The organism is Oribacterium sp. oral taxon 108 str. F0425 (assembly GCF_000214455.1).
Lineage (GTDB): Bacteria > Bacillota > Clostridia > Lachnospirales > Lachnospiraceae > Oribacterium > Oribacterium asaccharolyticum.
In genome coordinates, this window is the sequence record NZ_AFIH01000001.1 from 553,874 (window position 1) to 578,917 (window position 25,044).

The 25,044-nt window shown below is 46.9% G+C and carries 19 protein-coding genes; 17 read left to right on the forward strand and 2 right to left on the reverse strand.

Translation table 11 applies throughout. The features are described from left to right. Nucleotides 1–4: 4 nt before the first annotated feature. From HMPREF9124_RS02840 to HMPREF9124_RS02850, 3 genes are all read left to right on the forward strand, one after another. Nucleotides 5–3,061, forward strand: coding sequence for an efflux RND transporter permease subunit (locus tag HMPREF9124_RS02840; protein WP_009429398.1), 3,057 nt, complete (start codon nt 5–7; stop codon nt 3,059–3,061). Between the two features lie 172 nt (nt 3,062–3,233). Continuing rightward, on the forward strand, nt 3,234–4,433 hold the full coding sequence (locus HMPREF9124_RS02845; protein ID WP_036597595.1) for a TolC family protein: 1,200 nt from the start codon (nt 3,234–3,236) through the stop codon (nt 4,431–4,433). Between the two features lie 135 nt (nt 4,434–4,568). Continuing rightward, nucleotides 4,569–5,921, forward strand: coding sequence for a hypothetical protein (locus tag HMPREF9124_RS02850; RefSeq protein WP_242821545.1), 1,353 nt, complete (start codon nt 4,569–4,571; stop codon nt 5,919–5,921). Nucleotides 5,922–6,009: 88 nt separating this feature from the next. On the opposite strand, the gene ucpA is transcribed toward HMPREF9124_RS02850, so the two are convergent. Continuing rightward, complete coding sequence (gene ucpA, locus HMPREF9124_RS02855) at nt 6,010–6,807, reverse strand: SDR family oxidoreductase UcpA (protein ID WP_009429448.1); 798 nt, start codon at nt 6,805–6,807, stop codon at nt 6,010–6,012. A 398-nt stretch (nt 6,808–7,205) separates the two neighbouring features. Here ucpA and HMPREF9124_RS02860 point away from each other — a divergent pair, with 398 nt between their 5' ends. Then, nucleotides 7,206–8,564: an APC family permease gene (locus HMPREF9124_RS02860; RefSeq protein ID WP_242821601.1), complete on the forward strand. Its 1,359-nt coding sequence runs from the start codon at nt 7,206–7,208 to the stop codon at nt 8,562–8,564. Nucleotides 8,565–8,768: 204 nt separating this feature from the next. Here HMPREF9124_RS02860 and HMPREF9124_RS02865 read toward each other — a convergent pair whose 3' ends face one another. After that, on the reverse strand, nt 8,769–10,247 hold the full coding sequence (locus HMPREF9124_RS02865) for a 4Fe-4S dicluster domain-containing protein (RefSeq protein WP_009428393.1): 1,479 nt from the start codon (nt 10,245–10,247) through the stop codon (nt 8,769–8,771). A 241-nt stretch (nt 10,248–10,488) separates the two neighbouring features. Between HMPREF9124_RS02865 and HMPREF9124_RS02870 the strand changes: the two genes are divergently transcribed. The 13 genes from HMPREF9124_RS02870 (at nt 10,489) to HMPREF9124_RS02930 (ending at nt 24,978) form a co-directional block, all read left to right on the forward strand. Then, nucleotides 10,489–11,952 (forward strand): hypothetical protein, encoded by a 1,464-nt coding sequence (locus HMPREF9124_RS02870; protein ID WP_036597598.1) that lies wholly within the window; start codon nt 10,489–10,491, stop codon nt 11,950–11,952. Between the two features lie 153 nt (nt 11,953–12,105). Then, nucleotides 12,106–13,710: a Na+/H+ antiporter NhaC family protein gene (locus tag HMPREF9124_RS02875; RefSeq protein WP_009428044.1), complete on the forward strand. Its 1,605-nt coding sequence runs from the start codon at nt 12,106–12,108 to the stop codon at nt 13,708–13,710. A gap of 221 nt (nt 13,711–13,931) precedes the next feature. Continuing rightward, the gene (locus HMPREF9124_RS02880; RefSeq protein ID WP_009429899.1) at nt 13,932–14,162 is read left to right on the forward strand and encodes an acyl carrier protein; all 231 of its coding nucleotides are present in this window, start codon (nt 13,932–13,934) and stop codon (nt 14,160–14,162) included. A gap of 55 nt (nt 14,163–14,217) precedes the next feature. Next, nucleotides 14,218–15,090: an acetyl-CoA carboxylase, carboxyltransferase subunit beta gene (gene accD / locus HMPREF9124_RS02885; protein WP_009429479.1), complete on the forward strand. Its 873-nt coding sequence runs from the start codon at nt 14,218–14,220 to the stop codon at nt 15,088–15,090. A gap of 55 nt (nt 15,091–15,145) precedes the next feature. Beyond that, nucleotides 15,146–15,958, forward strand: coding sequence for an acetyl-CoA carboxylase carboxyltransferase subunit alpha (locus HMPREF9124_RS02890; protein WP_009537424.1), 813 nt, complete (start codon nt 15,146–15,148; stop codon nt 15,956–15,958). 98 nt (nt 15,959–16,056) lie between these two features. After that, nucleotides 16,057–17,094 carry a 3-oxoacyl-ACP synthase III family protein gene (locus HMPREF9124_RS02895; protein WP_009428753.1) on the forward strand — a complete coding sequence of 346 codons (1,038 nt, stop codon included), beginning with the start codon at nt 16,057–16,059 and terminating at the stop codon, nt 17,092–17,094. A gap of 65 nt (nt 17,095–17,159) precedes the next feature. Beyond that, on the forward strand, nt 17,160–18,068 hold the full coding sequence (locus tag HMPREF9124_RS02900; protein WP_009429304.1) for a nitronate monooxygenase: 909 nt from the start codon (nt 17,160–17,162) through the stop codon (nt 18,066–18,068). A 212-nt stretch (nt 18,069–18,280) separates the two neighbouring features. Next, nucleotides 18,281–19,222, forward strand: coding sequence for an ACP S-malonyltransferase (gene fabD, locus HMPREF9124_RS02905; protein ID WP_009428231.1), 942 nt, complete (start codon nt 18,281–18,283; stop codon nt 19,220–19,222). After that, nucleotides 19,201–19,944 (forward strand): 3-oxoacyl-[acyl-carrier-protein] reductase, encoded by a 744-nt coding sequence (gene fabG / locus HMPREF9124_RS02910; RefSeq protein WP_009428613.1) that lies wholly within the window; start codon nt 19,201–19,203, stop codon nt 19,942–19,944. Before fabD ends, fabG begins: the two co-directional genes overlap by 22 nt. 15 nt (nt 19,945–19,959) lie before the next feature. Further along, a complete protein-coding gene (gene fabF, locus HMPREF9124_RS02915) occupies nt 19,960–21,189 on the forward strand; it encodes a beta-ketoacyl-ACP synthase II (RefSeq protein WP_009429171.1) in 1,230 nt (409 codons plus the stop codon). A 248-nt stretch (nt 21,190–21,437) separates the two neighbouring features. After that, nucleotides 21,438–21,866 (forward strand): 3-hydroxyacyl-ACP dehydratase FabZ, encoded by a 429-nt coding sequence (gene fabZ / locus HMPREF9124_RS02920; protein WP_009429662.1) that lies wholly within the window; start codon nt 21,438–21,440, stop codon nt 21,864–21,866. 266 nt (nt 21,867–22,132) lie between these two features. Next, nucleotides 22,133–22,627 (forward strand): MarR family transcriptional regulator, encoded by a 495-nt coding sequence (locus tag HMPREF9124_RS02925; protein WP_009429481.1) that lies wholly within the window; start codon nt 22,133–22,135, stop codon nt 22,625–22,627. Nucleotides 22,628–22,824: 197 nt separating this feature from the next. Further along, nucleotides 22,825–24,978, forward strand: a complete 2,154-nt coding sequence (locus HMPREF9124_RS02930) for a protein translocase subunit SecDF (protein WP_009428096.1) — start codon at nt 22,825–22,827, stop codon at nt 24,976–24,978. The last annotated feature ends 66 nt before the right edge of the window (nt 24,979–25,044 follow it).

Sequence of the window (25,044 nt, forward strand, 5' to 3'; positions counted from 1 at the left end):
GCAGATGATTGCCATTACGAAATTGATTTTGCGCCGCCCGGTGTCCACTTTTTTAGCGGTGCTGTCCCTCTTGTTTTTCGGCTTTATCGCCTTTACGACCATGAAAATGGAGCTGCTCCCCGACATGAATTTTCCTTATATGATTGTGTCTACCGTTTATCCCGGGGCATCTCCCGAGGACATTGATGAACTGGTTTCGAAGCCCATAGAGGAAGAAGTTTCCCTCCTGTCCGATGTGGAGGAGGTGCAGTCCCGTTCCATGGAAAACCTTTCCATGGTCATTGTTCGTTATCGTTACGGCACCAATATGGACCGTGCTTATGACAAGCTGAAGAAGAAGCTGGATGTTCTGAAAGGCAATTTACCCGATGATGCGGAGGACCCCGACTATATTGAATTTGATATCAATGCCCAGGCGGGAATGGTTCTTGCTATTTCGGATAAAACAAAGGCTAACCTTTATAACTATGTGAAAAACAATATTGAGCCGGAGATGGAGAAGCTGTCTTCGGTCGCTTCGGTTTCTCTTTCCGGAGGACAGGCGGAGTATGTCCGTGTGGAACTTTCCGAGGAAAAACTTGCCCAGTATCATTTGACTATGGAAAATATTATCCAAATGATTAAGGCTTCCGATTTTACTTATCCTGCCGGGAGTACTCATTATGGAAAGCAGAAGCTCAGTCTCAGCGTTTCGGAGGATTATTCCACGATAGAAAAGCTGAAAAATTTACCGCTTCTCACTGGAACGGGAAATACCCTGTATTTACGGGACCTCGCAACAGTATCGGAAAGCCTGGAAGAGAAGAGCAGCATCGGAAGATATAACGGAGAAGATACGATTGGACTCAGCCTGAGTAAGACACAGACAGAGTCCGATATTGCCATGAGCAGGGATGTTAAGGAGACAATCAAAGATTTAGAGGCGCAAAACCCGAATCTATCCATTCATATTATCCAGGACAATGCGGACAGTATCAAATCTTCTCTTTCCAGCGTCTTCCAGACTATGATTATGGCGGTGGTGATTTCCATGGCCATCATTTTCTTCTTCTTCGGAGATGTAAAGGCTTCCCTCATCGTAGGCTCTTCCATTCCGATAGCCATACTGGGGGCGATTGTTTTCATGTATGCCATGGGGTATAGCATGAATATGCTTACCCTTTCCGCTCTGGTGCTCGGCGTAGGCATGATGGTGGATAATTCCATTGTAGTATTGGAAGCTTCTTTCCGCGCGATGGACGAGGTTCAGGACGAAAGACGGTCGAGGAGAGACGCGGCAATCGATGCGGTACGGGTAGTGGGCGCCTCGGTCTTCGGCTCCACCCTCACCACCTGCGTAGTTTTCCTTCCTCTTGGCTTTTTAAAAGGGATTTCGGGTCAATATTTTAAACCGCTCGGCTTTACCATCGTTTTCTGTATGCTCGCCTCTCTCCTTTCCGCAATTACCATTGTCCCGCTCTGCTTCACACTGTATAAGCCGAAGGAGAATGAGAAGGCGCCGGCATACAAGGCGGTACGGAGTCTGCAGAATAGCTACCGGACCCTTATCGGGCGCTTTTTACGGCATAAGAAAGCAGTGGTGCTGGGGACCTTCCTGATTCTTCTTTTCTCTCTGTTTTTGGCAACAAAGATTCGTTCAGAGCTGATGCCGGATATAGACAGTGCCACCGTGCAGATTTCCGTTCTGCAAAAGCCGGGACTGGATTTGGAAGAAAGAGACAAGGCCATGCGGGAGATTGAAGCTATGGTGGCGAAGGATCCCGATGTGGACCGCTATACGACGCTGTCCGGCGGAGGAACCGGCTTTCAGGCTCTTTACGGGGGAGACAGCAGCAGTACGGTCACCGCTTATTTAAAGAAGAAGCGGTCCGTGTCCACAAAGGAAAAGGCAAAAACTTGGCAAAAGCTTCTGGAAACAAGACCCGATGAAGTAATTACGGTGAAATCCCTGAGCGATGCGAATTTTGGGGCCAGTGATGAAGATGTGAAGACCAACGAAGGCTATGAAGTTATCCTGAAGGGACCAGATTTACAGAGCCTGAAAGAAAAAAGCGATGCTCTTGTTTCGGAGATGCAGAAGAAGGAGAGCCTTACCGGTATTCATTCCAGCCTGGAAAATGCCGCACCGCGTCTTCTTGTGAAGGTGGACCCGATTAAGGCGGCAGCCGAGGGACTGAGTCCGATTGCCCTCGGACAAAGCTTGAACTCGATTTTGGGTGGAAAGACGGTGATGAAAATCGACCTGGACGGAGAAAAGGCGGATGTTCGGGTGGAGTACCCGAAGGATCGTTTTGATACCCTGGAGAAAATAAAAAATATTCGTTTTTCCACGCCCCGCGGAGCTGCGGTAGCCTTAGACAGCGTGGCGACGGTGGACTTTAGCGATTCTCCGGCAACGATAACGCGGGAAGACAAGAAGTACGTGGTGACGATTCGGGCAAACTATACGGAAAAAGCGAACAAGGAAACGAAAGAAGAAGTGGACCGGCTTGTGGAATCGCATCTGGGAAGGGATATTGCACTTGCGGAAAGCTTGAGAACAAAAAATATGAGGGAAGAGTTCACGGACCTCTTCCGCGCGATTGCCATTGCCGTGTTCCTCGTCTTTGTTGTGATGGCAGGACAATTTGAATCCCTGCGTTTCAGTTTCATGGTCATGACTACGGTGCCCTTTGCCATGATTGGTTCTTTCGGATTACTCTGGCTTTTCGATGCGACCATTTCCATGACCTCCCTCCTGGGATTCCTCATGCTGGTGGGAACGGTGGTAAACAACGGGATTCTCTATGTGGACACGGTGAACCAGTATCGGGAAGACATGCCTTTGGACAGGGCGATTATCGAGTCGGGGGCAACCAGACTCCGGCCGATTCTTATGACAACGCTTACAACGGTCCTTTCCATGGTGCCGATGGCTATGGCAATCGGAGAAAACGGAAAGCTCATGCAGGGACTTGCGCTCGTGGATGTAGGGGGACTTACCGCATCAACCCTGCTTGCGCTTCTCCTGCTTCCGGTGTATTACCGCATCATGTACGGGAAAAAGAATTCTATCGCATAGTCTATAGAATTTTCACGTCGTGTTTTTCTATTAAACAGCAAATATTCATAGTATTGCTAGAGAATTGTAAAGAACTTCCCGGGTAGCTGTGCTATATTTGGAAAGCGAAAGAAAGTTCATTATGAGGCGTCTTTAATGGCATGCCGATAAGATAGATTTATTGGAGGAGAAGATGAAGAAAAAGGGTTTGATTTTACCGATTTCATGCATGATTGCAAGTTTAACGTTTACGTCGGCTTTTGCGGCCGGACGATACGGTTTTTCGGAGAATGTGGATACGGCACCGATGCAGACTTCCTATGAGAGGGAGAGAAGTCCGGAGGAATGGGCGAGTCTTCGGGACAATACGATTTCCTGGGAGGAAATAGCGGATTTAGTGCATGAGTATAATCCGACCGTTTCTTCTCTCTGGATTAACTTCCGGGACAGTGAAAGAAGGGGCAGCTACAATGTGGATGTGGAAACGGCTCGCGCTCAAGTGGAAGATGCTTATGAGAAGGCTATGGCGGCAGCAAATGGAAATGCCGTGGCGGAAGCTCTTGCAGAGATGCAGTATCAGAGTAACAGCAGTAACTTTTCTGCGGATTCCGTAGCACAAAACAGTGATCGGGAGCTGGCGAAGCTTTCCATCGAGCAGACGGAAAAGAATACTGTGGAAACGGTGAAGAAGTCCTTTATCAGTCGGGAAAATACGATTTTACAAAAAGAGATTGATGCAGTGAATCTCGAAGACAGAAAAAGCGAAAAAGAAACGGTGGAGCGGAAGAAGGCAATCGGGCAGGCCACGGAGATAGACGTTCTTACGGCGAAGACCGCAGCAGATCAGGCAGAGCTTCAGCTTGCGAGCGATGACGGAAGTATCAAGAAGACTTCCGAGCTTTTGCAAGTCAGTCTCGGTTGGAAAGCCGATGCCAATCCTGTTTTTCCGAGCATTCCGGAGACGACGAGGGAAAGTGTTGAACAGATTTCCCTCTCCGAGGACACAAAGAAGGCTCTGGACAATAACTTAAGTCTGCAGATCAGTACAAGAAAGTTGAATCTCTCCGAGGGAGAAGCGAATCGCGAGAGTCTGTCCCGAACTATCGAGAATCAGAAAGAAAAGATTCAGTCGGATCTGCTTTCCCGCTATCAAAGCCTAAAAGAAGCTCTGGATGCACAGTCGCAGGCCATTTTACAGGAAGAAAACGCGAAGAAGACCTATGAGAAGGCGGAGCGCGGACTGAAACTCGGGTCCGCAAGCGTTAAGGCAAGAAATAAGGCGAAGAACGCCTATACCATAGCAAGTCTTGAGAAGAGGCAGGCGGATTTAAAGCTTACGGAAGAAGTTCTGGACTATCAGGCGGGCGTGAATGGCCTCTGCACGGCGGACTAGCGCTTTGGCAAGAGGAGAAAAAGGCAGTTTGTACAAGCTAGGGCTTGTTTTGCAGACTGGGAATTGCCTTATGGTATTTGGAACACAAAAAAGGCATTGCCTATGGTGGTGAATTATACAAAGTGGGAGAGAAAATTGTTGTATAGGATGAATGGGAACAGGGATGCGAAATATGGTGAGAAGGAAGGAAGTAGGAAGAGAAGGGCTGCGGTTCTTTTCTGTGCAGTCCTGCTCTGCCTTTCCGCCTTTCCCTCTTTAGCGGAAAATACGAATGCAGGCACGGCAAGTACGGAAAATGCGAATGCAAGTGCGACAAATTCAGCAGGAAGCAATCCGACTTGGGATTTGGAGGATAATCGCATTTCCTTTTATGAAGTGCCTGAGCTTGTTGAGCACTACAGCAGTATAGCGGAGATGGAAAAGGATATTCTTTCGGAGAGTACCAAGGGAATTCATGGAGTAAAGGATGCGGTGAAGGAGCAGAGGGAAGACATTTTGGATGCTCTTTCGGAAAATATTAATGCCCTGAAGGATGAGCGAGACAACACGGAAGATAAGACGGTAAAAGAAGCGCTTACGAAAGAAATCAGCAAGTTGGAAAAGGTAAAGAACAGTAAGAGGATTCTTCCGGGGCTGGACAGCAGCTTGGTAGAAGCAAATGCGGCACTTACGGAGCTTTCTAAGACGGATAAAGAGATGACGAAGGCGGAAAAGAAGGCCGAAAAAGCCGTTCGGTCTCAGTTTATAACCGGGAAAGCCGTTCTTTCGGATGCCATGCAAAACCTTCTCTTCAGTTATGCGCAGACGGAAAATACCGAAAACTTATTGGAAAAACGAGTAAGCCTCATGAATCGGAGCCTGGAAAAGGTGAAAAAGGAAATGAGCCTCGGAAAGGCTACGGCAAATGATGTGACGGCAGCAGAGCTTTCCTTAAAGAGCGCCGAGTCGGATTTAAAGAAGATGCGGAACGGCTTAGATACGATGAAGAGAAATATCGGCTTAAGCCTTGGTTGGCACATGAATACCTATCAAAACATTACCATCGATCCCATTCCGGATTTTCCGAGAGATTTCTTAAACGGTCGAAATCAGGAAACGGACTATCAGGCGGTTCTGGTACGAAATGGCGAGTATGGGGAAATTCTTCGGGAAAAAGAGAAGAATATTACAGGCTGGACCGAGAAGAAGCAAAAGCAGGCGGAAAAAGCGGAGAGTATTCGGAGCAGCTTAAAAGCGCTATGGGAAAATATCGAGACAAAGTCTCTTTCCTTAAAGCAGGCGGAAAGCACTGCGACGCTTGCCAATTTAAAGAAGGAAAGAGCGCTCCGTATGCAGGAGAAGGGACTCATCGGAAGAGTGGATGCGGAAGGAATGGAACTGGATGCCCTGTCTTCCGAGAACAGCTATGAAGAAGCGAGACTGGAATATAATCAGGCGGTTTTCCGTTATGAAGAAGCGGTAAATAAAGGGATTATCAGTTTGGACTAGTTTGCTTTTGGAATCGGACAAGGGAGAAATACTTTAACTAAAAAGAGATGTCGGTGCATTTCCGACATCTCTTTTCGACTGTCATACTTTAGTTGGTTCCGATAGACATGGTTTCCGGTAAGGTGGATCCGCCGTCGATGACAACCTGTGATCCGGTTAAGTAACTGGATTCATCGCTGCCTAAGAAAGCAAAGAGCTCACCAACCTCGGTCGGCTTTGCAAGACGCTTCATGGGAACGCCTACTGCAATGCTCTGGATTGCGGACTCGGGATCTTCCGGATTGGATTCCACTGCCATTTTCTCTACCATGGGGGTACGAGCATAACCGAGCTGTGAACAATTGACACGAATGTTGCGGTTTGCATATTCTACGGCAAGGCACTTCGTAAGACCGACTAAGGCGGCCTTTGTCATTGCATAAGCGGCTTCTCCCGCATCGGCTACGATGTCACCGGTAACGGAGGAGGCAATCACGATGCTTCCCTTTCCTTCTTTTAACATCTCCGGAATAACAGCCTGACAGGTATTCCATACACCCTTAATATTTACATCGATATGGAAGTCACGCATTTCGTCCGTAAACTCTTCAAAGGGAGCTAAACGGCAAACTCCGGCGTTGCAGCAGGCAACGTTAATCTCTCCGAAAGCTTCGATTCCTTTCTTTACGGCAGCAATCATTTCCTCTTTATGAGCAACATTGGCTACCACGGTAATAATCTCCGCATTGTACTCTTTTCTTAATCTCTCTGCGGTTTTCTCCACATTGGGATCCAAATCAACCATAATGAGTTTAGCACCGTAATTGGCATAAACGGTACTGATCCCCTCACCTAAACCAACCGCTGCACCGGTAATTAATGCGACTTTTCCTTCTAATTTCTTCATGATTCCCTCCATAATCTAATGCATGTTGTCAACAGAATACTTGAGTGGAACTACTGCTTATATTCTAGCACTATTGAGAAAAAATTCACAAAAAACAGCAAAGTAATGACTTAAAAATAGAAAACAGAATTTATCATAAAGATAAATTTGAGATATTGTTAAATTATTGACTATTCAAAGGACTGTAATACAATATTAGCGAGTGGAGCTATACAGAATTGTCGTTTTTTGATTCAGACGGAGAAGTTCTTCTTGCGTCAGGTTTATGCTTAACGAGTCAGAATATTCAGAGTTTGAAGCGTTCCAAGCCTTGCAAGTAGAGATTCGTTCGTCTTAGAAAAGAGGGGCGGTATGTCAGAAGAAAAAAAGATAGCGGCTTACAAAAAAGCTTACAACTGATTTTTGTCTACACTGTTGCGACCGGTTCCATTTTCACATGGGTAAGCTATTGGGATTCCGTATTTTTCGGCTATTGCGGATCGGGAACCTGGCTTGCTTTCGGTCTGATGACCTTGGCAATTTTACCGACAGCCTTGGTCTATTCGGAACTGGCACCTTTATTTCATACTTCCGGCGGTGAGTTGATTTACAACACTGTCGGAATGAATAAGCATGTCGGATTTTTTGCATCCTGGCTTATTATGGCGGCTTGGATTGCGGTTCCTCCGGCTGTGGTTATGGCGATAGCCACTTGGGTGAGTCGTACTTTCGGCCTCGTTTTGGGATTTAATGCCATTATGCTGATTGGCGTTTGCATTTTGGTGCTGGTTTTCCTTTTATCCCTGCAGGATGTTAATGTTTTGGTTAAGGCGCAGGCCTTATGCCTGTTTGTAAATATTGTTTCCACCTTAATTACCGGTATTTTGATTTTGTTCTCCGGACATTGGAGCTTTTCCAATATCACGGACGGTTTACTGAAAACGACCATCAGTCCGTCTCTCGGCATTCCGGGTTGGATTATCGGTATGGCACTTCTTATTACGCCTTATTTCGGTTTCGAGACCGTTCCGCAGATGGTGGAAGAGGGAGATTTCCCGATTAAGGATACAAAGAAGGCAATTTGCGGGTCGGTTATCACCTGCGGACTGATTTATGTTTTCTTCTACTTCTGTGTAGCGGGACTGGATTCCTTCCAGAACCTCACGGAAGGCACGGCGAAAGACGGTTTCCTGACCATTACCAATATGCAGAGAACACTCGGCTGGACGGTATGGCCGGTTCTTTACGGCTTTTTCTCCGTATTTATGGGACTTGGTGCATCCATCATGGGATTTTGGATGTCCACGGTCAGAATGCTTTATTCCATGTCGGAAAAGAATTTTCTTCCGGCAGCTTTCAAGAAGCTCAACAAACATAAGCAACCGATACTCCCGAATATTTTCTTGCTGGCAATCAGCCTGATTTTTATTTTGCTGATGAACGCGACAACCTTTATGAACGATTTCTTTAACTTGATGTCCTTCGGCTGCGCTTGTGCCTATGCACTCACGATGGTTTCGGCAGCCAGAATCAGACATAAATACCCGAGTTGGAAGAGTCCGAATGCCTTAAAGCATGGTAATTTCTTTACCTATCTTGCGATGATTATCATGCTCCTCATTGCCTTTTTCTGTACACTGGGACAGGGAATCGGATCTTGGATGTCCTTTGGTGTATATCTGGGAGTGGGAGTTCTCCTTTGGCTCTACATGGTACTGGTACGTTGGAAGAAGTCGAAGGTAGTGATAGAAACCCCTGACGGAGAGAAAAAATATTAAACGAGATACCGTATGCTTTGCGCACGATACTCATTGTGAACAAGATGTCTCAGGCCTCGCCTGCACTTGTTAAGAATCAAATCCCCCTGAACAGGCTTAAGAATTCTTAAGTTCCGCTCAGGGGGATTTTGTCTGTCGGGAGTATTGCAGAAAAAGAATGATTTAGAACTCCTCAGAAATCTTGTATAGTGCTTAAACGCTCATTTATTCCGCTATTTTCTTTGTTCTCATCATGCTAAACTGATCCATCGGGTAGTTTTTCAGGTTGTCGAGCACTTTTCTGGTATCGGCTTCTCCTAACAGGCTGTCTCTGGACTTTTTGATTTCATTTTCCGCCTTATGCTTGGAAGGACCGCCTACGCAGCCGCCTTCACAGGCCATGCCCTCGATAAAGTCTTCCGGGAGCTTTCCGATTTTCAGGAGGGTAAGCGCCGTGACGCATTCCTTTCCGCCCGAGCAGGCACGAAGCTTGATATCGGTGGTGTCTTCTCCCCGCTCCCGCATGCACTCCATAACGGCATTCGCAACGCCGCCGGAGCCGGCAAAGTTTTTACCCCAGAGCGAGGCCTCCTGGTAAGGCTGTACTTCCGGTTCCAGGCTGATATCCTTTGAACGAAGGAGGGAGGTAAATTCCCCGAAGGAGAGCACGTAATCCGCATTCCCTTCGATACCCATTTCCTGGGATTCGGATTTCTTGGCCATACAAGGACCGATGAAAACGGTAATGCAGCCCGGGTGAATGGCTTTTAAGTAACGGGAAACGGCTGCCATGGGAGAAAGCGTTTCCGACATATTTTCTTTGTATTGCTCCGGAAAGTGTTTTTGCAAAAGATGGATAAAGGCGGGACAGCAGGAAGTGGTCATTTTCTTCCCTTCTTTTCTTGCCTCGGACCATTCGAGCGCTTCGTAAGCGGCCGTCATATCCCCACCGAGTCCCACTTCTACCATGTCGTTAAAGCCCAGTTTTTTTAATGCCGTTCGAATGGCCGACATGGAAATATCCTTTCCGAACTGTCCCTCCGTTGCCGGGGCACACATGGCATAGACCTCTTTATCGGACTGAATGGCGGAAATGACATCGAGGACGTTCGTTTTGGTGGAAATAGCGCCAAAGGGGCAGGAGTGTACGCATTGCCCGCAGCGGATGCAACGTTCGTCATCGATGACGCAGAGTCCGTTTTCATTATAGGTGATGGCATTTACCGGACAGGGTTTTTTGCAGGGACGGGTCAGGTGTGCAATCGCACTATAGGGGCAGGCGGAAGCACACATTCCGCATTCCTTACACTTCATGGGATCGATGTGGGCCCGCTGGTCCGTCATGGTAATGGCTCCGAAATGGCAGCTGTTCTGACATGCTTTTCCAAGACAAAGACGGCAGTTGTCCGTTACGGAATAGGAAGAGATGGGGCACTCTTCACAGGCGGGATCAATTACTTGAATGATGTTACTGCTCTTTCGGCAGGGATTGGCGTCTTCGTTACAGGCAAGGCGTATTCTTCTGCGCAGAATTTCTCTCTCCTTATAGACACAGCAACGAAAGACGGCTTTGGGACCGGGGGAGAGTTCTCGAACCAAACGCTCTTTACTTTCTTCGTTTACATCATTTTTCCAGGCAAGCCTAGCAAGGCCTTCAATGACCCGGTGTTTTAAGGGAATCACTCCCTTATCATTGGTAATCATAGTTTTTCTCCTTATTAAACCAGACTCTTTTTTCGGGTTATTTCACGCTTCCATTCCCGATGCTCGGTGGTAGTATAGCATATTGGCGGAAAAGCAGTGTTCTTTTTCCCAAAATGCTTATTTTGAGGAAAACTTTGTCGAAATTATCCTTAGATAAGGTGTACTTGCGATTTTGGATAAATCGAATGCCGACAGATAAGCGGCATTTGTTTTGAATTAGGGAATGAGAGAGGGATGGCTTATGTCACTAATGGGAATGCTATTTGGATCTTCTGAAGAGGAAGGAATCAGGAATGAAGAAGGTGTGATTTTAAAGCCGATTCGCGTTTTAAATGCGAAGGGAGAGAAGATTGCCACGGTTACTGCCGAAGAAAGCCTGAGCATAGTGCAGGAAAAGGAACAGGGGCAAATTCGTCTGATTCAGCTCAATGAGCGACATGAGGAGATTAAAAGTCTGATGTCCTGTCCCTATGCCCAGAATGCGGATGCCCGAAAAGAGCTGACGGATATGATGGCTGAAGTGAAAAAGGATATCAGCAATGCCTATTTGGCCGGGAAAGAAAGCATTCGCATTCCGGAAAGCAAATATGAACTTTTTGTCTATATGAGAAGACGTCCCACAGTGCCGATTGACGCCGATAAGCTCAGTAGAGAATTGGCTTCCGGAGAGGCACGGGAAAATGTATTGCAGTTCCGCTCCTATCTGGAAAAGAATCCGAGAATCAATGTGTATGCCGCAGTGTATTCTCTTGCAACCGATACGGCCTATCGTATTTTAAAGCAGGAATACAGACAGTACGGCAATGTGCATTTTATTCTTTTGGAAAATCGTGATAAAAAACGGATTACCTGGGACGATCCGCAGATACAGGAAAGCTTGAAGGATACACCGAACGTTTGCTCTATCGGAATTGGCGTTCGAGAGGGCGAAAAACCGCGTTATGCGATTGAACTGCGCAATGAAGACGTATCTTCGGTGGTAAAGAAAGCGGCACTTCTTACGCACCATATTTTCAATATTCGTGAAGAAATGATTGATGCGCAGGCGGAAGGGCATGCGAAGGCCATGTGGGAACTCGGGGCGAAAAAAGGAAAGAGTGAGGAATTTATCCGAAAAACCGTGGAAGATCTTGCTCTGGAAGATGCCGCTTATCGTATTCCCGAATCGGCTGTGAAAGAAATTATCAGCAAGGCAAAGCAAAGAGGCTTTATAGACGGAGAAGAAATCGGACTTTTCCGCGTACCTGTCGTGGATCGGACCTTACTCCTGAATCTTTTTAAACAGGCGGAGGATGGCTTTCTTATTCAGGATGAAAGCGGCAGTTTTCAATATTATAAAGATGTAACCGGAAAATTGGTCATCCGGTACGGATGGACCAAAGAAGGAAACTGGTATGTGGCTCCGCTCGGGAAGGATGAGAGGGAAATTCGTGCAGAAGCCGCACAGGTTATGTTGGAAGGAAAATACCTGCGAGCCCTGCAGAAGCTTCTACAGAAGAATCGAAATCGTTCAGTTATTGATTCTTTCAGCAGTCTAAAGGAATTCATTCTTTCTTATGAGAAAATGGGAATGGATATGCAGGAACAGATGGAAAGTGTGGAAAACGGAAAGGAATATTTCCAAGAGGAGAACATTGAAGAAATCCAAACGGTAATCCAGGAAGTTCTTTCTCCGCATTCTGTTTACGATAACTTCGGTTTTTAATTTATGGATATTTTTTGATTCTCTCGCGTGTGGGGGGATTCTCTTACTGTGTGGATTTTTGATTTCTTTTGCCGACACTTGTCAAAAATTGCTATTTTTTGTAAAGTATAGTGAAATTTCGGAATGACTATACAACAGAAAAGAGTAGTGAAGATGACAAAGAAGATACAAAGACAGATAAGAAGCCTATTGCGTATATTTACTTTGGGCCTGGTTCTGCTTTTCCTTTTTGCGGCATATTTTTTTACAACAAAAGATACGGTGCAACAGAGCATTTGGTCTTTGTTCCCTCCGCTCATCGCCATAGCCTTGGCGCTTGTGACGAAGGAAGTGTACAGCTCACTTTTTCTGGGCATTCTAAGCGGCGCCCTGCTGTTTAGCGGATACAACCCTGAGCAAAGTATAAACCACATTTTTAAAGAGGGAATATTCAAGGTCCTTTCCGATACCGGAAATGTGGGAATACTTTGCTTTCTTGTGATTTTAGGGATGATGGTTCAGCTGATGAATAAGACCGGAGGTTCACGTGCCTTCGGAAATTGGGCCAGGACACACATCAAGACGAGAAGAGCCTCCATGTTTGCCACCATGGTTTTGGGCTGTCTCATTTTTATCGACGATTACTTTAACTGTCTGACTGTGGGTTCCGTGATGCTCCCGGTATCGGATGAAGCGCGTGTCAGCAGAGCGAAACTCGCCTATTTGATTGATACCACGGCCGCACCCGTTTGTATTATTGCGCCCATTTCCTCTTGGGCGGCCGCAGTTTCCGGCTTTGTGGAAGGGGAAAACGGCATGAAGCTTTTTGTGGAAACCATTCCCTATAATTTTTATGCCCTTCTGTCTATTTGCATGATGATTTTCCTGATTGCCCTCAAGGTGGATTTCGGTCCTATGGCAATCCATGAAAAAAATGCGATGGAAAAAGGGGATTTGTTTACTACGGAAGAGCGACCCTATGGAGAAAGGGAAGAAAGCGAGTATGCGGAAGGGAAAATCATGGATATGCTTTTTCCCGTGATAAGTCTTGTGATTTTCTGCGTAATCGGAATGATTTATTCCGGAGGATTTTTCTCGGGAACGGATTTTGTGACGGCCTTTTCACAGTCCGATGCTCCGACAGGATTGGTTTTCGGCTCTTTTACGGCGCTGCTTCTTACTTTGCTATACTATCTCCTGAGGAAGTCTATTTCTTTCCAGACAGCCATGGAGTGTTTGCCGGAAGGCTTTAAGCAAATGGTACCGGCCATCTTGATTTTAACCTTTGCCTGGAGTCTGAAGGCGATGACGGACAGCCTTGGAGCGAGAGAATTTGTGGCAGGTCTGGTGCAAGGGAGTGCAGGAGCCATGCTCTCTTTACTGCCGGCATTTGTATTCTTGATTGCGGTTGGGCTTTCCTTTGCTACGGGGACATCTTGGGGAACGTTCGGAATCCTTATTCCGATTGTTGTCGGTGTTTTCCAAAAGACGGATTACAGCATGATGATTTTGGCCATGTCTGCCTGTATGGCGGGAGCGGTTTGCGGAGATCATTGCTCTCCGATTTCGGATACCACAATTATGTCTTCCGCCGGAGCACAGTGTGTTCATTTAAATCATGTCAGTACACAGCTCCCTTACGCTCTTTTGGTAGCGACGGTTTCCGTTTTTGCCTATATTCTTGCCGGCTTCCTGAAAAGCCCCTGGCTACCGCTTTGTGTGGCGACCGTTCTACTCTTTGTGATTCTGATGGAAATTAAGCGGAGACAGAAAGTCTGAAATCAATGCCGGGAAAAGGCAGGAGCGAAAACATACAGCAATATTTTTGGAGGAAACGCCTCAAGTAGTTTTGAAAACTACTTGAGGCGTTTTTTAAACTATTTATCTTAAAAAAATTTTTTATTGCTTTTTTTTACAAGAAAAAGTATAGTTTCTTGCGAATAGTTAAAATTATTTATATATTCAAGCAAAAAAAGGAAGCAAAGGGAAGGAGAATGAAAATGGAATTTGAGAGATTGAAAGAAATTATTGTGGATACCCTGGCATGTGATGAGGACAAAGTCACCTTGGATGCGGATATGGAGAAGGATCTGGAAATTGATTCTCTTTCTTTGGTAGAGCTGCATATGGCTTTGGAGGATGAACTTTCCGAAACCATTCCGGACGGCGAGATCGGGAAGCTTCACACCGTAAAGGATATTTTGGATTACATTAACGGTTTAAAGAAATAAAAAGAGTAGACCGGGGTCTTTTCAATTGTTTTTAGCAAGGACTGCAGGAGGAAATATGCAATCACCGATTAAAACTTTAGTGGATATGGTGAAGGATAGGGACTTAAAGCAAAAAGCGCTTTCCGACAGAGTGGGAAGTACTGCGCCCATTAAGATTCCTTCTGCCTTCATTGCTTGTAAAAAGTGCGGGAGAAGAGCACTTCGTGTACGCTGGGAGGAACATGCCTTTGTTTGCCCGCACTGTGGCACCTATGGACCCATAGGGGCTTACTATCGCTTGAATCTTCTTTATGATGCCGGAACTTTTCAAGAGTTGGATAAAGAAATCGAGGTAAAAGATCCCCTGGACTTTCCGGAATATCGGGAGAAGGTAAAGGACCTGGAAAAAAAGACCGGTTTAAAAGAGGCGGTGGTCTCTTCCAAGGGACAAATCGGGGGAATTCCCGTGGTTACGCTTGTAATGGACAGTCGATTTCTTATGGGGTCCATGTCTCAGGCGGTAGGGGAGAAGATTACAAGAGGAATAGAGACTGCAGACAGAGAGCATTGTCCCCTTATTATTTTTTCCGCTTCCGGCGGAGCAAGAATGCAGGAGGGGATTTTCAGTCTCATGCAGATGGCCAAGACATCGGCCGCAATCGAGCTATTCTCGGAGCATGGAGGACTCTTCATCAGTTTTCTGACACACCCGACAACAGGCGGTGTTACGGCAAGTTTTGCCACTTTAGGGGATATTACGCTTGCGGAGCCGGGGGCACTCATCGGTTTTGCGGGACCGAGAGTCATTGAACAGACCATCAATCGCAAGCTTCCGAAGGGCTTCCAAAGAAGTGAGTATCTGGAGCAACACGGCTTTATTGATGCCATTGTAGAACGAAAGAATATGAGAGACAGCTTGATTCAGATTCTCTCTCTTCATCAGAAATAGAGAAGGACGGCATTACGGAGGGGAATCCCTCCTTTTGCAAGCAGAAAGGAAGAAAATGAGTCAGGAATTAGTGGATAAGACTAGAGACTTGGAGCCGGGAGAAAGGGTTCTTTTGGCACGCCATCCGAATAGACCGCATATAGAAGACTTCGTGGAAAATGTTTTCACGGATTTCTTCGAGCAAAAAGGAGATCATCTTTATGATGAGGACCGCTCCATCTTTGGCGGCATCGCCCGCTTTCACGGAAGGCCGGTGACGGTTCTGGGACACAAAAAAGGCAGGGGGATGGAAGAAAACATCGCTTGCAACTTCGGGATGCCCTGTCCGGAAGGGTATCGAAAGGCAAAGAGACTGATGGAGCAGGCGGAAAAATTTCATCGCCCTATCATTACTTTTATTGATACTCCCGGAGCCTATCCCGGACTGGAAGCGGAGGAACACGGTCAGGGAGAGGCGATTGCAAAGAATCTTGCCTTTATGAGCAGTCTTCATGTGCCGGTTATCAGCATAGTCAGCGGAGAAGGAAATTCCGGCGGTGCACTGGCAATCGGAGTAGCCAATAAAATTCTCATGCTGGAAAATGCGATTTACTCCGTTTTAAGCCCCGAGGGGTTTGCGACCATTCTCTGGAAAGACAGCACCAGGGCAGGAGAAGCGGCAAAGGTTATGAAGCTCACGGCAGAGGATTTAAAGGAAGCGGGAGTCTGTGACGAGATTATTCCGGAAGTACCCGGAGGAGCACAGGAGAACCCGGTTGCCTTATATAAAGAGGTGGAGAAGGCGCTGGAAAAGATTCTTTCCGCTTATGAATCCATGAGCCCGGAACAGATTCGTGAGGATAGACTTAAGAAATACAGAAATATCTAAGTTATCTTTATACGGAATGTGTATTGTATAAAAGCTTGCGTTACTTGTTATGGCGAGTTCGGTAGAGAAACGGATAGAGTGAGGAGAAACACGGAAAGATGCAGGGATTAAAAATAATCGGGCTGGGCTCGGCACTTCCCGGAAAGCGGGTCCATAATGATGATTTGGCAAAAATCATGGAGACCAGCGATGAATGGATTTTCAGCAGGACGGGTATCCATGAGCGGCGATTTTGTGAAAAAGAGGAAAGTGCGGGAACACTTGCAATAGAGGCCGGAAAGAAGGCATTGGAAGAGGCAGGCGTACCTGCCTCGGACTTAGGGGTAATTCTAGTGGCATCCATGTCACCGGATTTCAGTTCTCCGAGTATGGCTGCCATTCTTGCAAAAGAACTTGCGACAGCGGAGGATTGTATTGTTTTGGATATCAATGCGGCTTGTAGCGGTTTTGTTTACGGACTGGAAGTGGTAAGAGGACTCCTGGCTTTCTCCCGGAAAAAAAGAGCATTGGTGGTTGGAACGGAACAGCTTTCCCGTCTTTTGAAAATGGAGGACCGTACGACTTCCGTGCTCTTCGGAGACGGGGCAGGTGCCGCCGTGGTGGAGGAAAGTGAAACAGACTATGCTTCCTTCCTGGGTTCTCGAGGAGACTTCTCTATCGTGGCACCGGCTTGTTACACCGGAGCCTTTGACGGCTTTTATGAGGACGGGACGGAAAATCCGGAGAAGCTTGGTCAGGGTGCAACGGAAGGAAAGCATGAGAAAATAGATCATCTCATGATGGACGGAAAGTCCGTATTTCTCTTTGCAATAGACATTATCCCGAAATGCATAGAGGGAATTTTGGAAAAAACCGGAGAACGCTTAGAGGAGATAGATCATGTAGTGTGTCATCAGGCAAATTCCCGCATTATCCGGAATGTGGTGCGCCATCTGAAGGCGGAGCCCGGACAATTTTTTGAAGATATGGAGCTTTACGGGAATACTTCCGGAGCCTCCATTCCCATTGCTTTAAAAGACATGGAAGAGCAGGGACTTTTAAAAGAGGGGGAGAAGCTTCTCCTAATCGGCTTTGGCGCCGGACTGACTTTCGGTGCGGTAGAAATTGTTTACGGGAAAAATACGGAGAAGAAGTAAAGAAGAGAAGAAGAAAAACAATAGGCCGGAAGCAAAGTAGGGAATACACAAAGAAAGGGCTTGATATGCGATTAGACGAGATGCTGGGGATTCGTTATCCCATTATCCAGGGTGGAATGGCCAATATTGCGACAGGTAGTTTTGCGGCGGCCTGCTCCGAGGCCGGTGCTTTAGGACTCATCGGCACCGGAGGAATCCGCGAGGCGGAAGAACTCAGAAAAGAAATTCGGATTTTGCGGGAGAGAACCGATAAGCCCTTTGGTGTAAACCTTATGCTGATGAATCCGGAAACGGACAAGATGGTTCAAATTTGTATAGAAGAAAAAGTTCCGGTGGTCACAACCGGTGCGGGAAATCCGGGAATTTACATGGAGGCACTGAAGAGTGCCGGATGCAAGGTGATGCCGGTTGTCGCCGCACCGATTCTTGCCGAAAGACTGGAAAAGCAGGGAGCGGATGCCGTGATTGCGGAGGGCTGTGAGTCCGGAGGCCATGTCGGGGAAATGACGACAATGTGCCTGGTGCCGCAGACGGTAGACAGTGTTCGGATTCCCGTAATTGCAGCAGGAGGCGTTGCGGATAAGAGACAGCTTAAGGCGGTTTTTGCACTGGGGGCGGCAGGAGCGCAAATCGGAACGGCACTGCTTGCTGCGAAAGAGTGCCCGATTCATGAAAATTACAAGGAAGCCATTCTAAAAGCAAGGGGATCGGATACGGTGGTGACCGGAAGAATTGCCGGTGTACCGGTTCGGATTTTGAAGAACCAGATGAGTAGAGAGTACCTCCGGCAGGAGAAGGCCGGAGCGGAAAAGATGGAACTCGAAAAGTTCACCTTGGGCTCCCTCAGAAGAGCAGTCTTTGAGGGGGATACAAAAACAGGTTCCCTCATGGCGGGACAGACCTGCGGACAGGTGGATAAGATCCGCACGGTTGCCGAGATTCTGGCCGATATCTGCTCCGAAATAGAAGCTTAATTTTGCTGTATTGGTTATATTTGCTGTATCCCCTCTATGCCTCTCTGAAAAAGCGTGTGGAGGCCTCGGCACTTAATGAATACAAGCGAAGCGCAGTATGAGTTTAGTACCGTTAGGCCGGAGCCGAGCGAGAGCGTCTTTTAAAGAGAGGGGTAGAGGGGGGCAGCATAGGAATAAATTGTGTATATGCTCTACGAGCAGAAAGGAATAGAATGAGCAAACTGGCATTCTTATACGCCGGACAGGGCGCACAGGTGAAGGGAATGGGAAAGGACTTATATGAGGCCTTCCCTGCCTTTCGAAAAGCTTATGATGAGGCGGAGCTGGACTTTGATTTGAAGCAGCTTTCTTTTATTGACCCGGAGGAAAAGCTGAATGAAACGCGTTTCACCCAGCCGGCACTTGTTGCCTTTGCGACGGGAATGACGGCCTTGCTTAGAGAAAAAGGAATCCTTCCGGACTACTGCCTCGGGCTTTCTCTTGGAGAGTATTCCGCACTGGAAGCGGCAGAGGTATTTTCCGCTAAAACCGCAGTAGAGCTTGTGGCATATCGCGGAAGGAAGATGGAAGAAGCGTCGAAAGGCATTGAGTCCTCCATGGCGGCCATTCTCGGACTTTCCGAGGAGGAATTGCAGAAAATCGTGCTTTCCGCGGGGGGAGAGGTTTATCTTTGTAATTTAAACTGCCCGGGACAGATTGTTATCGGCGGAGAAAAGTCTGCAGTAGAGCAGGCTTCCAAGCTCGCCATGGAGAATGGAGCCAAGAAAGCGATTCCCTTAAAGGTTTCCGGTCCCTTTCATACGCCGTTTATGGAGAGTGCGGGAGAGGCACTCTCAGAGTATTTTCATAAAATCAAGTGGCAGGAGCCGAAGTGCACTGTACTTCACAATGTTCTGGGAAGGGAAAGAAAAGAGGGAGACCCTTCGATTTCGGAGCTTCTTCGGGAGCAGGTGGCAAAGCCTGTAAGAATGGAAGAAAGCCTTAAGCGTTTGTTGGAACTCGGCGTAAGAGACTTTATTGAAATCGGACCGGGAAAGACGGTATCCGGATTCTTGAAAAAAGTCGCAAAGGAAGAGGGAATCGAAGACTATAGAGTCGTTTCCTTGGAAACAAAAGAAGATGTGGAGGCGTTGTGGAAAGAGAAACTTGTTTAATTACCGGTGCAAGCGGCGGAATCGGTTCCGCCATTGCCCTAAAGATGGCGGAGGAAGGCTATAATCTTGTTCTGCATTACGGAAAGAACAAAGAGGCGGCGGGGGAACTTGAAAAGGAAATCAAAGCCAGGCATCCGGAAACGGAATTACTTCTTCTCTCTGCGGATATCCGAAAGGAAGAGGAAGTCAATGCCCTTGTAGAAAAAGCATTAGCTCATTTTTCTTCTATAGAAGTCTTGGTGAACAATGCGGGAGTGACGAGGGATCAGCTTCTTTTGAAAATGACGATGGAAGATTTTGACAACGTAATGGAGAGCAATCTGCGGAGCGCCTTCCTTTTCTCCAAAGCGGTGTCCAAATATATGATTAAAAAGCGATACGGAAGAATTGTACAGATTTCCAGTGTGGTGGGCCTACATGGAAACAGCGGACAGTGTAACTATGCGGCCTCCAAGGCGGGACTGATCGGTTTTTCCAAGTCTCTCGCGAAGGAGCTTGCCGGAAGAAACATTACGGTCAATGTCGTTTGCCCCGGCTTTATTGATACCAAAATGACGGAAGTTCTGCCGGATGCGGTGAAGGAAGCGCTTCTTTCTTCCATTCCGATGAAAAAATTCGGCTTTGGGGAAGACGTAGCCAATGCAGTTGCCTTTTTTGCCAGGAGAGAATCTTCCTATATTACGGGCGAAAGCCTTCTGGTTGACGGCGGTATGGGAATGTAGCGTATAGGAGTAAAAATGGAAAAGAGACGAGTGGTAGTGACCGGGGTGGGAACGGTGAATCCCACCGGAAATACGGTAGAAGAGAGCTGGAAGGGGATTCGCGAGGGAAAAGTCGGTATCGGAGAAATCACTGCCTTTGACAGCAGTGCATTTTCCGTGCACCTTGCCGGAGAAGTAAAGGAGTTTCATCCGGAGACGGTCTTCGAGAAAAGAGAATTAAAGCATATGGCACGCTTCACGCAGTTTGCCATGATTGCTGCGGAAGAGGCGATGCTGGACAGCGGAATCTCCGGAAGCCTTCCTCCGGAGGAAATGGGCGTGATTGTTTCCAGCGGAATCGGCGGATTAAAGACTATAGAGGAAGAGCATACCAAGGGTGAGCAGAAAGGCTTTGAAAGAGTAAGTCCCTTCTTTATTCCGATGTCCATTTCCAATATGGCGGCAGGAGAGATTGCCATTCGGCACCATTTAAAAGGACTTTGCATCTGTCCGGTCACGGCCTGTGCCGGCGGATCAAATGCGATAGGCGATGCCTTCCACCGTATCCGGGACGGCTATGAGACTGCCATGCTTTGCGGAGGAACAGAGGCGGCCATTTCCGAGCTCGGAATCGGAGGATTTGCAACGATGAAGGCTCTTTCTCCGGCGACGGAAGTAAGCCGCGCATCGATTCCCTTCGATAAGGAACGCTCCGGTTTTGTCATGGGAGAGGGAGCGGGAATCCTCATCTTAGAGGAAAGGGAGCATGCCTTAAAGAGAGGGGCTAAGATGTATGCCGAAATCGTAGGATACGGAGCAAACTGCGATGCCTACCACATCACTTCTCCGGCCCCCGGAGGAGAGGGTGCGGCAGCCTGCATGGAGCTTGCGTTAAAAGATGCAGGTGTAACAGCTACCGAAATCGATTACATCAATGCACACGGCACTTCTACCCATTTAAATGACCTTGGAGAAACAGCGGCGGTAAAGCATGTCTTTAAGGAAAGAGCCTATTCCGTTCCCATTTCTTCCACAAAGTCCATGACAGGGCACTTGCTTGGTGCAGCAGGAGCAGTGGAAGCGATTTTCTCCGTCCTTGCCCTTCGTGACGGTTTTGTACCGGGAACAATGAACTATCAGGTAAAGGACGAAGAGCTGGATCTGGACTATGTGCCGAATAAGGGGCGGGAAAAAGAGCTTCGCTATACCATGTCTAACTCCCTTGGATTTGGCGGACATAACGCGTGTTTAGTGTTTAAGAAATAGCAAAGGAAACTTTACTAAAGGAGTAAACGAGATATCGCACACTTTGTGCACGATACTCGTTATGAATAAGAGGAAATGACCCTCTATACCCTTGCGGGCAAAAGCGTTTGGAGGCCTCGGCACTTGATGAACACAAGCGCAGCGAAGTGTGAATCTAGTACCGCTAGGCCGGAACCGAGCGAGAGCGTCTTTTGCCGGAAGGGTTAGGGGGCGTTTCCTTTAGAAATACTTTATGAAAGGAACTCACCATGCCAAAGTTGAATATCGAAGAAATCGAAGCGATTATCCCGCACCGTTATCCGTTTTTGCTGATTGACAGTGTGGAGGACTATAACCCCGGGGAGTATGCTGTGGCAAAGAAATGCGTTACGGCAAATGAGCCGTTCTTTCAGGGGCATTTTCCGCAGTATAAGGTTATGCCGGGCGTTCTCATTGTGGAAGCCTTGGCACAGACTGGGGCAATCGCCCTTCTTTCTCTTCCGGAATATAAAGGAAAGATTGCGCTGTTTGGAGGAATTAAAAATTGTAAATTCAAGACTCCGGTTAGGCCGGGAGATGTCCTTGAGTTATGCTGCCGACTGACCAATAGGAAGGGACCGGTCGGAATTGGAGAAGCGGAAGCGAAGGTAAACGGAAAAATCGCGGTGAAGGCGGAACTCAGCTTTGCAATTCAGTAATTAGGGAAAATGTATAAAGTTCAATAAGCTGAATCTTTTAAAATTTTATATCCTAAAAATAAAATCGTACTATACAAAATTGACGATGAAAAAGGACTAAAAAACGATAAAGCTGAAATATTTCATAAAAATTTATATAAAAAGTGTAAATTCTCTCTTGGAATCCCAAAACATTTCTGTTAAAATTTAACAGCAACATTATTCCGCTTTTTCCATTTTAAGAAAAAGCAAGGAGACGAATTTTTATTTCGAGAAGAGAGACGGTTATGTTAAGAGATGCGATTCAGGATCTGTATAACAAATTTAGAATTTATTTCTACATGCAGGTCTTCGCCAAGTTTGAAAAGAGAGAGGCAAGCCTTACGACTGTGGAAAGCTACAGCGTAGAGTGCATCAAGGCTCTCGGTGAACCGACAGTACAGGAATTTGCCATTATGATGGGCATTTCCGCACCGAATGCGGCGTACAAGGTCAATGCCTTGGTACAAAAAGGCTACATTGAAAAGATTCAGGATGAAAACGATCATCGCGAGTTCCACCTTCGCCCGACCAGAAAATTTTGGGAGTATTACGATGTATCCTATCGCTATGTGAAGAAGGTAGAGGAACGCTGTAAGAAGCGTTTCACTCCGGAAGAAATGGATAAGCTGGAAGAAATGGTCAGAATCATCACGACAGAGCTCATGCCCGAGTTAAATGTCATGAAGTTTACCAAAGAGGGAGCCGAGAACCATGTCAGCATCGGCACGGAAGAGAAATAAGCCTCTTCTCTCTTAAATATGGTAGAAAGTGGATTCTTCCCTTATTTTTTGAAGGAGCAAGCCGTGATATCTTGTTCCGAAAGAGAGCGCCTGTATGCAGGTGCTTTTTTTCTTGCACAGAGACTTTTATCTGTGCTAATATAAGGCAGTATATGCCTTAGGAAACAAGGCAAAATCTTTTGCAAAGGAAGTATGAAATGAACAAGAAATTTAAGGCTACATTACAGTTGTTGGGAGTCCTTATCCTGACCGCGGCATTTTGCGTTCTGGGCTATATGAACGCAAACAATATCAAGCTCGGTCTGGACTTAAACGGAGGTGTTTCCATCACCTACCAGACTGTGGACGAGAACCCCACTGCGGAGCAGATGAGTGACACGGTGTATAAGCTGCAGATGAAGGCGCAGAGCTATTCGGATGAGGCACAGGTGTATAAAGAGGGAGATAATCGAATCAATATCGATATTCCCGGTGCTACGGATGCCAATGCCATTCTGGAAGAGCTCGGAGAGCCCGGAACACTCGAGTTTGCGGATGAGAACGGAAATGTGCTTCTTACCGGAGACGATGTAAAAACGGCTTCGGCGGGAATGACAAATCAGAACAATAATAAGGAATATGTGATTGAGCTTGTCTTCAATGAGGCGGGAGCGAAGAAATTTGAGGAAGCGACCAAGAACAATGTAGGGAAGCGAATTTACATTATCTATAATAATGAAGTGATTTCTTCTCCGAATGTAAAGGAGGCAATCAGCGGCGGCCAGGCGTCCATCAGCCCGATTGAGTCCTATGATGAGGCAAACAAAATTGCTTCCACCATTCGTATCGGTGCTCTTCCGGTAAAGCTGACCGAGCTTCGTTCCAATGTAATCGGCGCAACCCTCGGTGTGGAAGCGATTGCGAGCTCCTTAAAGGCGGCTGCCATCGGTATCGCCCTTGTGATTCTTTTTATGCTGCTTGTCTATCGTCTGCCGGGTCTTGCTTCTTCCATTGCCTTGGTGCTGTATGTAGGGCTTGAAATGGTGCTACTGCAGGCTTTTGAAGTGACGCTCACACTTCCCGGTATCGCCGGCGTTATTCTTTCCATCGGTATGGCGGTGGATGCGAACGTCATTATTTTCACCAGAATTAAAGAAGAACTGGGGCAGGGGAACTCTGTAGAGAAGGCGATTAAGGCCGGCTTTGAGAAGGCACTTTCCGCTATTTTGGACGGAAACATCACGACTCTTATTGCGGCGGCAGTGCTTTATCTCCGCGGTTCCGGAACGGTAAAGAGCTTTGCAAGCACCTTGGCAATCGGTATCGTGGTTTCTTTAATCACGGCACTGTTTGTGACAAGAGCACTCTTAAATGCCTTCCTTGCCATGGGGGCGGAAAATCCGGCTCTTTACGGAATCAAGAAAGATACCAAGATTATCGACTTTATCAAGTTCCGTAAGATTGCCTACCTTGTTTCTGCGGTAGTGATTGTTGCCGGCTTTGCCATGCTCTGGATGAATAAGAAAAACACGGGTTATATTTTTAACTATGACCTTGACTTTAAAGGCGGTTCTTCCACAACGATTACCTTTGATAAAGATTTAAGTATGGAGGAAGTGGATCAGCAGGTTATTCCGCTCTTTAGGGAAGCAACCGGCGGGGACGCTTCCGCACAGGCTGCGAAGGTTGCGGGAACCAACGAGGTTATCATTAAAACCAGAACCATGTCGACGGAAGAGAGAGCAAAGCTCTACAACAGCATTCAAGAGAAGTTCTCCATCTCCGAGGATAAGATTGTTACGGAAAATATCTCCGGTGCCGTTTCCAAGGAAATGAAGACGGATGCCGTTTGGGCACTCACGATTGCCATCTTCTGTATGCTGATTTATATCTGGGTTCGTTTCCGGGATATCAAGTTTGCATCCTCTTCCGTACTGGCTCTCGCTCACGATGTGCTTGTGACAGTTACTTTCTATGCGGCATTCCGCTGGGCGGTAGGATCCAACTTTATTGCATGTATCCTGACGATTGTCGGATATTCCATCAACGCGACCATCGTTGTATTTGACCGTATTCGTGAAAATATCCAGAAGGGCGAGGTGAAGAAGAAGGGCTTGGAGTTTGCGGTAAATGAGGCAATCTCCAATACACTGACCCGTTCCATTAATACTTCAATTACGACTTTTATCACGGTATTCTGTCTTTTCCTCTTCGGAGTAAGCTCTATTCGTGACTTCTCCATGCCGCTTATGGTGGGTATTGTTTCCGGTGCCTGGTCTTCCGTATGCATAGCCGGGCCGCTTTGGTATGATTTTGTAAGCCTTTCCAAGAAGAATAAGGAAAAAGCGCAAGCGGAGAAGAGCAAGAAATAAGAACGGCCGGAACTGTAAATAACATGAGAAATCATAGAGAAATGGATGTAGAGTAAAGTTCACTAT

Bases quoted from the DNA above. Each gene is read 5' to 3' on its own strand.
- fabD (WP_009428231.1), top strand. From the start codon at position 18,281: ATGAGCAAACTGGCATTCTTATACGCCGGACAGGGCGCACAGGTGAAG.
- HMPREF9124_RS02865 (WP_009428393.1), bottom strand. From the start codon at position 10,247: ATGATTACCAATGATAAGGGAGTGATTCCCTTAAAACACCGGGTCATT.
- HMPREF9124_RS02900 (WP_009429304.1), top strand. From the start codon at position 17,160: ATGCGATTAGACGAGATGCTGGGGATTCGTTATCCCATTATCCAGGGT.
- HMPREF9124_RS02930 (WP_009428096.1), top strand. From the start codon at position 22,825: ATGAACAAGAAATTTAAGGCTACATTACAGTTGTTGGGAGTCCTTATC.
- HMPREF9124_RS02845 (WP_036597595.1), top strand. From the start codon at position 3,234: ATGAAGAAAAAGGGTTTGATTTTACCGATTTCATGCATGATTGCAAGT.
- fabZ (WP_009429662.1), top strand. From the start codon at position 21,438: ATGCCAAAGTTGAATATCGAAGAAATCGAAGCGATTATCCCGCACCGT.
- HMPREF9124_RS02880 (WP_009429899.1), top strand. From the start codon at position 13,932: ATGGAATTTGAGAGATTGAAAGAAATTATTGTGGATACCCTGGCATGT.
- HMPREF9124_RS02840 (WP_009429398.1), top strand. From the start codon at position 5: ATGATTGCCATTACGAAATTGATTTTGCGCCGCCCGGTGTCCACTTTT.
- HMPREF9124_RS02925 (WP_009429481.1), top strand. From the start codon at position 22,133: ATGTTAAGAGATGCGATTCAGGATCTGTATAACAAATTTAGAATTTAT.
- HMPREF9124_RS02890 (WP_009537424.1), top strand. From the start codon at position 15,146: ATGAGTCAGGAATTAGTGGATAAGACTAGAGACTTGGAGCCGGGAGAA.
- accD (WP_009429479.1), top strand. From the start codon at position 14,218: ATGCAATCACCGATTAAAACTTTAGTGGATATGGTGAAGGATAGGGAC.
- HMPREF9124_RS02875 (WP_009428044.1), top strand. From the start codon at position 12,106: ATGACAAAGAAGATACAAAGACAGATAAGAAGCCTATTGCGTATATTT.
- ucpA (WP_009429448.1), bottom strand. From the start codon at position 6,807: ATGAAGAAATTAGAAGGAAAAGTCGCATTAATTACCGGTGCAGCGGTT.
- HMPREF9124_RS02870 (WP_036597598.1), top strand. From the start codon at position 10,489: ATGTCACTAATGGGAATGCTATTTGGATCTTCTGAAGAGGAAGGAATC.
- fabF (WP_009429171.1), top strand. From the start codon at position 19,960: ATGGAAAAGAGACGAGTGGTAGTGACCGGGGTGGGAACGGTGAATCCC.
- HMPREF9124_RS02895 (WP_009428753.1), top strand. From the start codon at position 16,057: ATGCAGGGATTAAAAATAATCGGGCTGGGCTCGGCACTTCCCGGAAAG.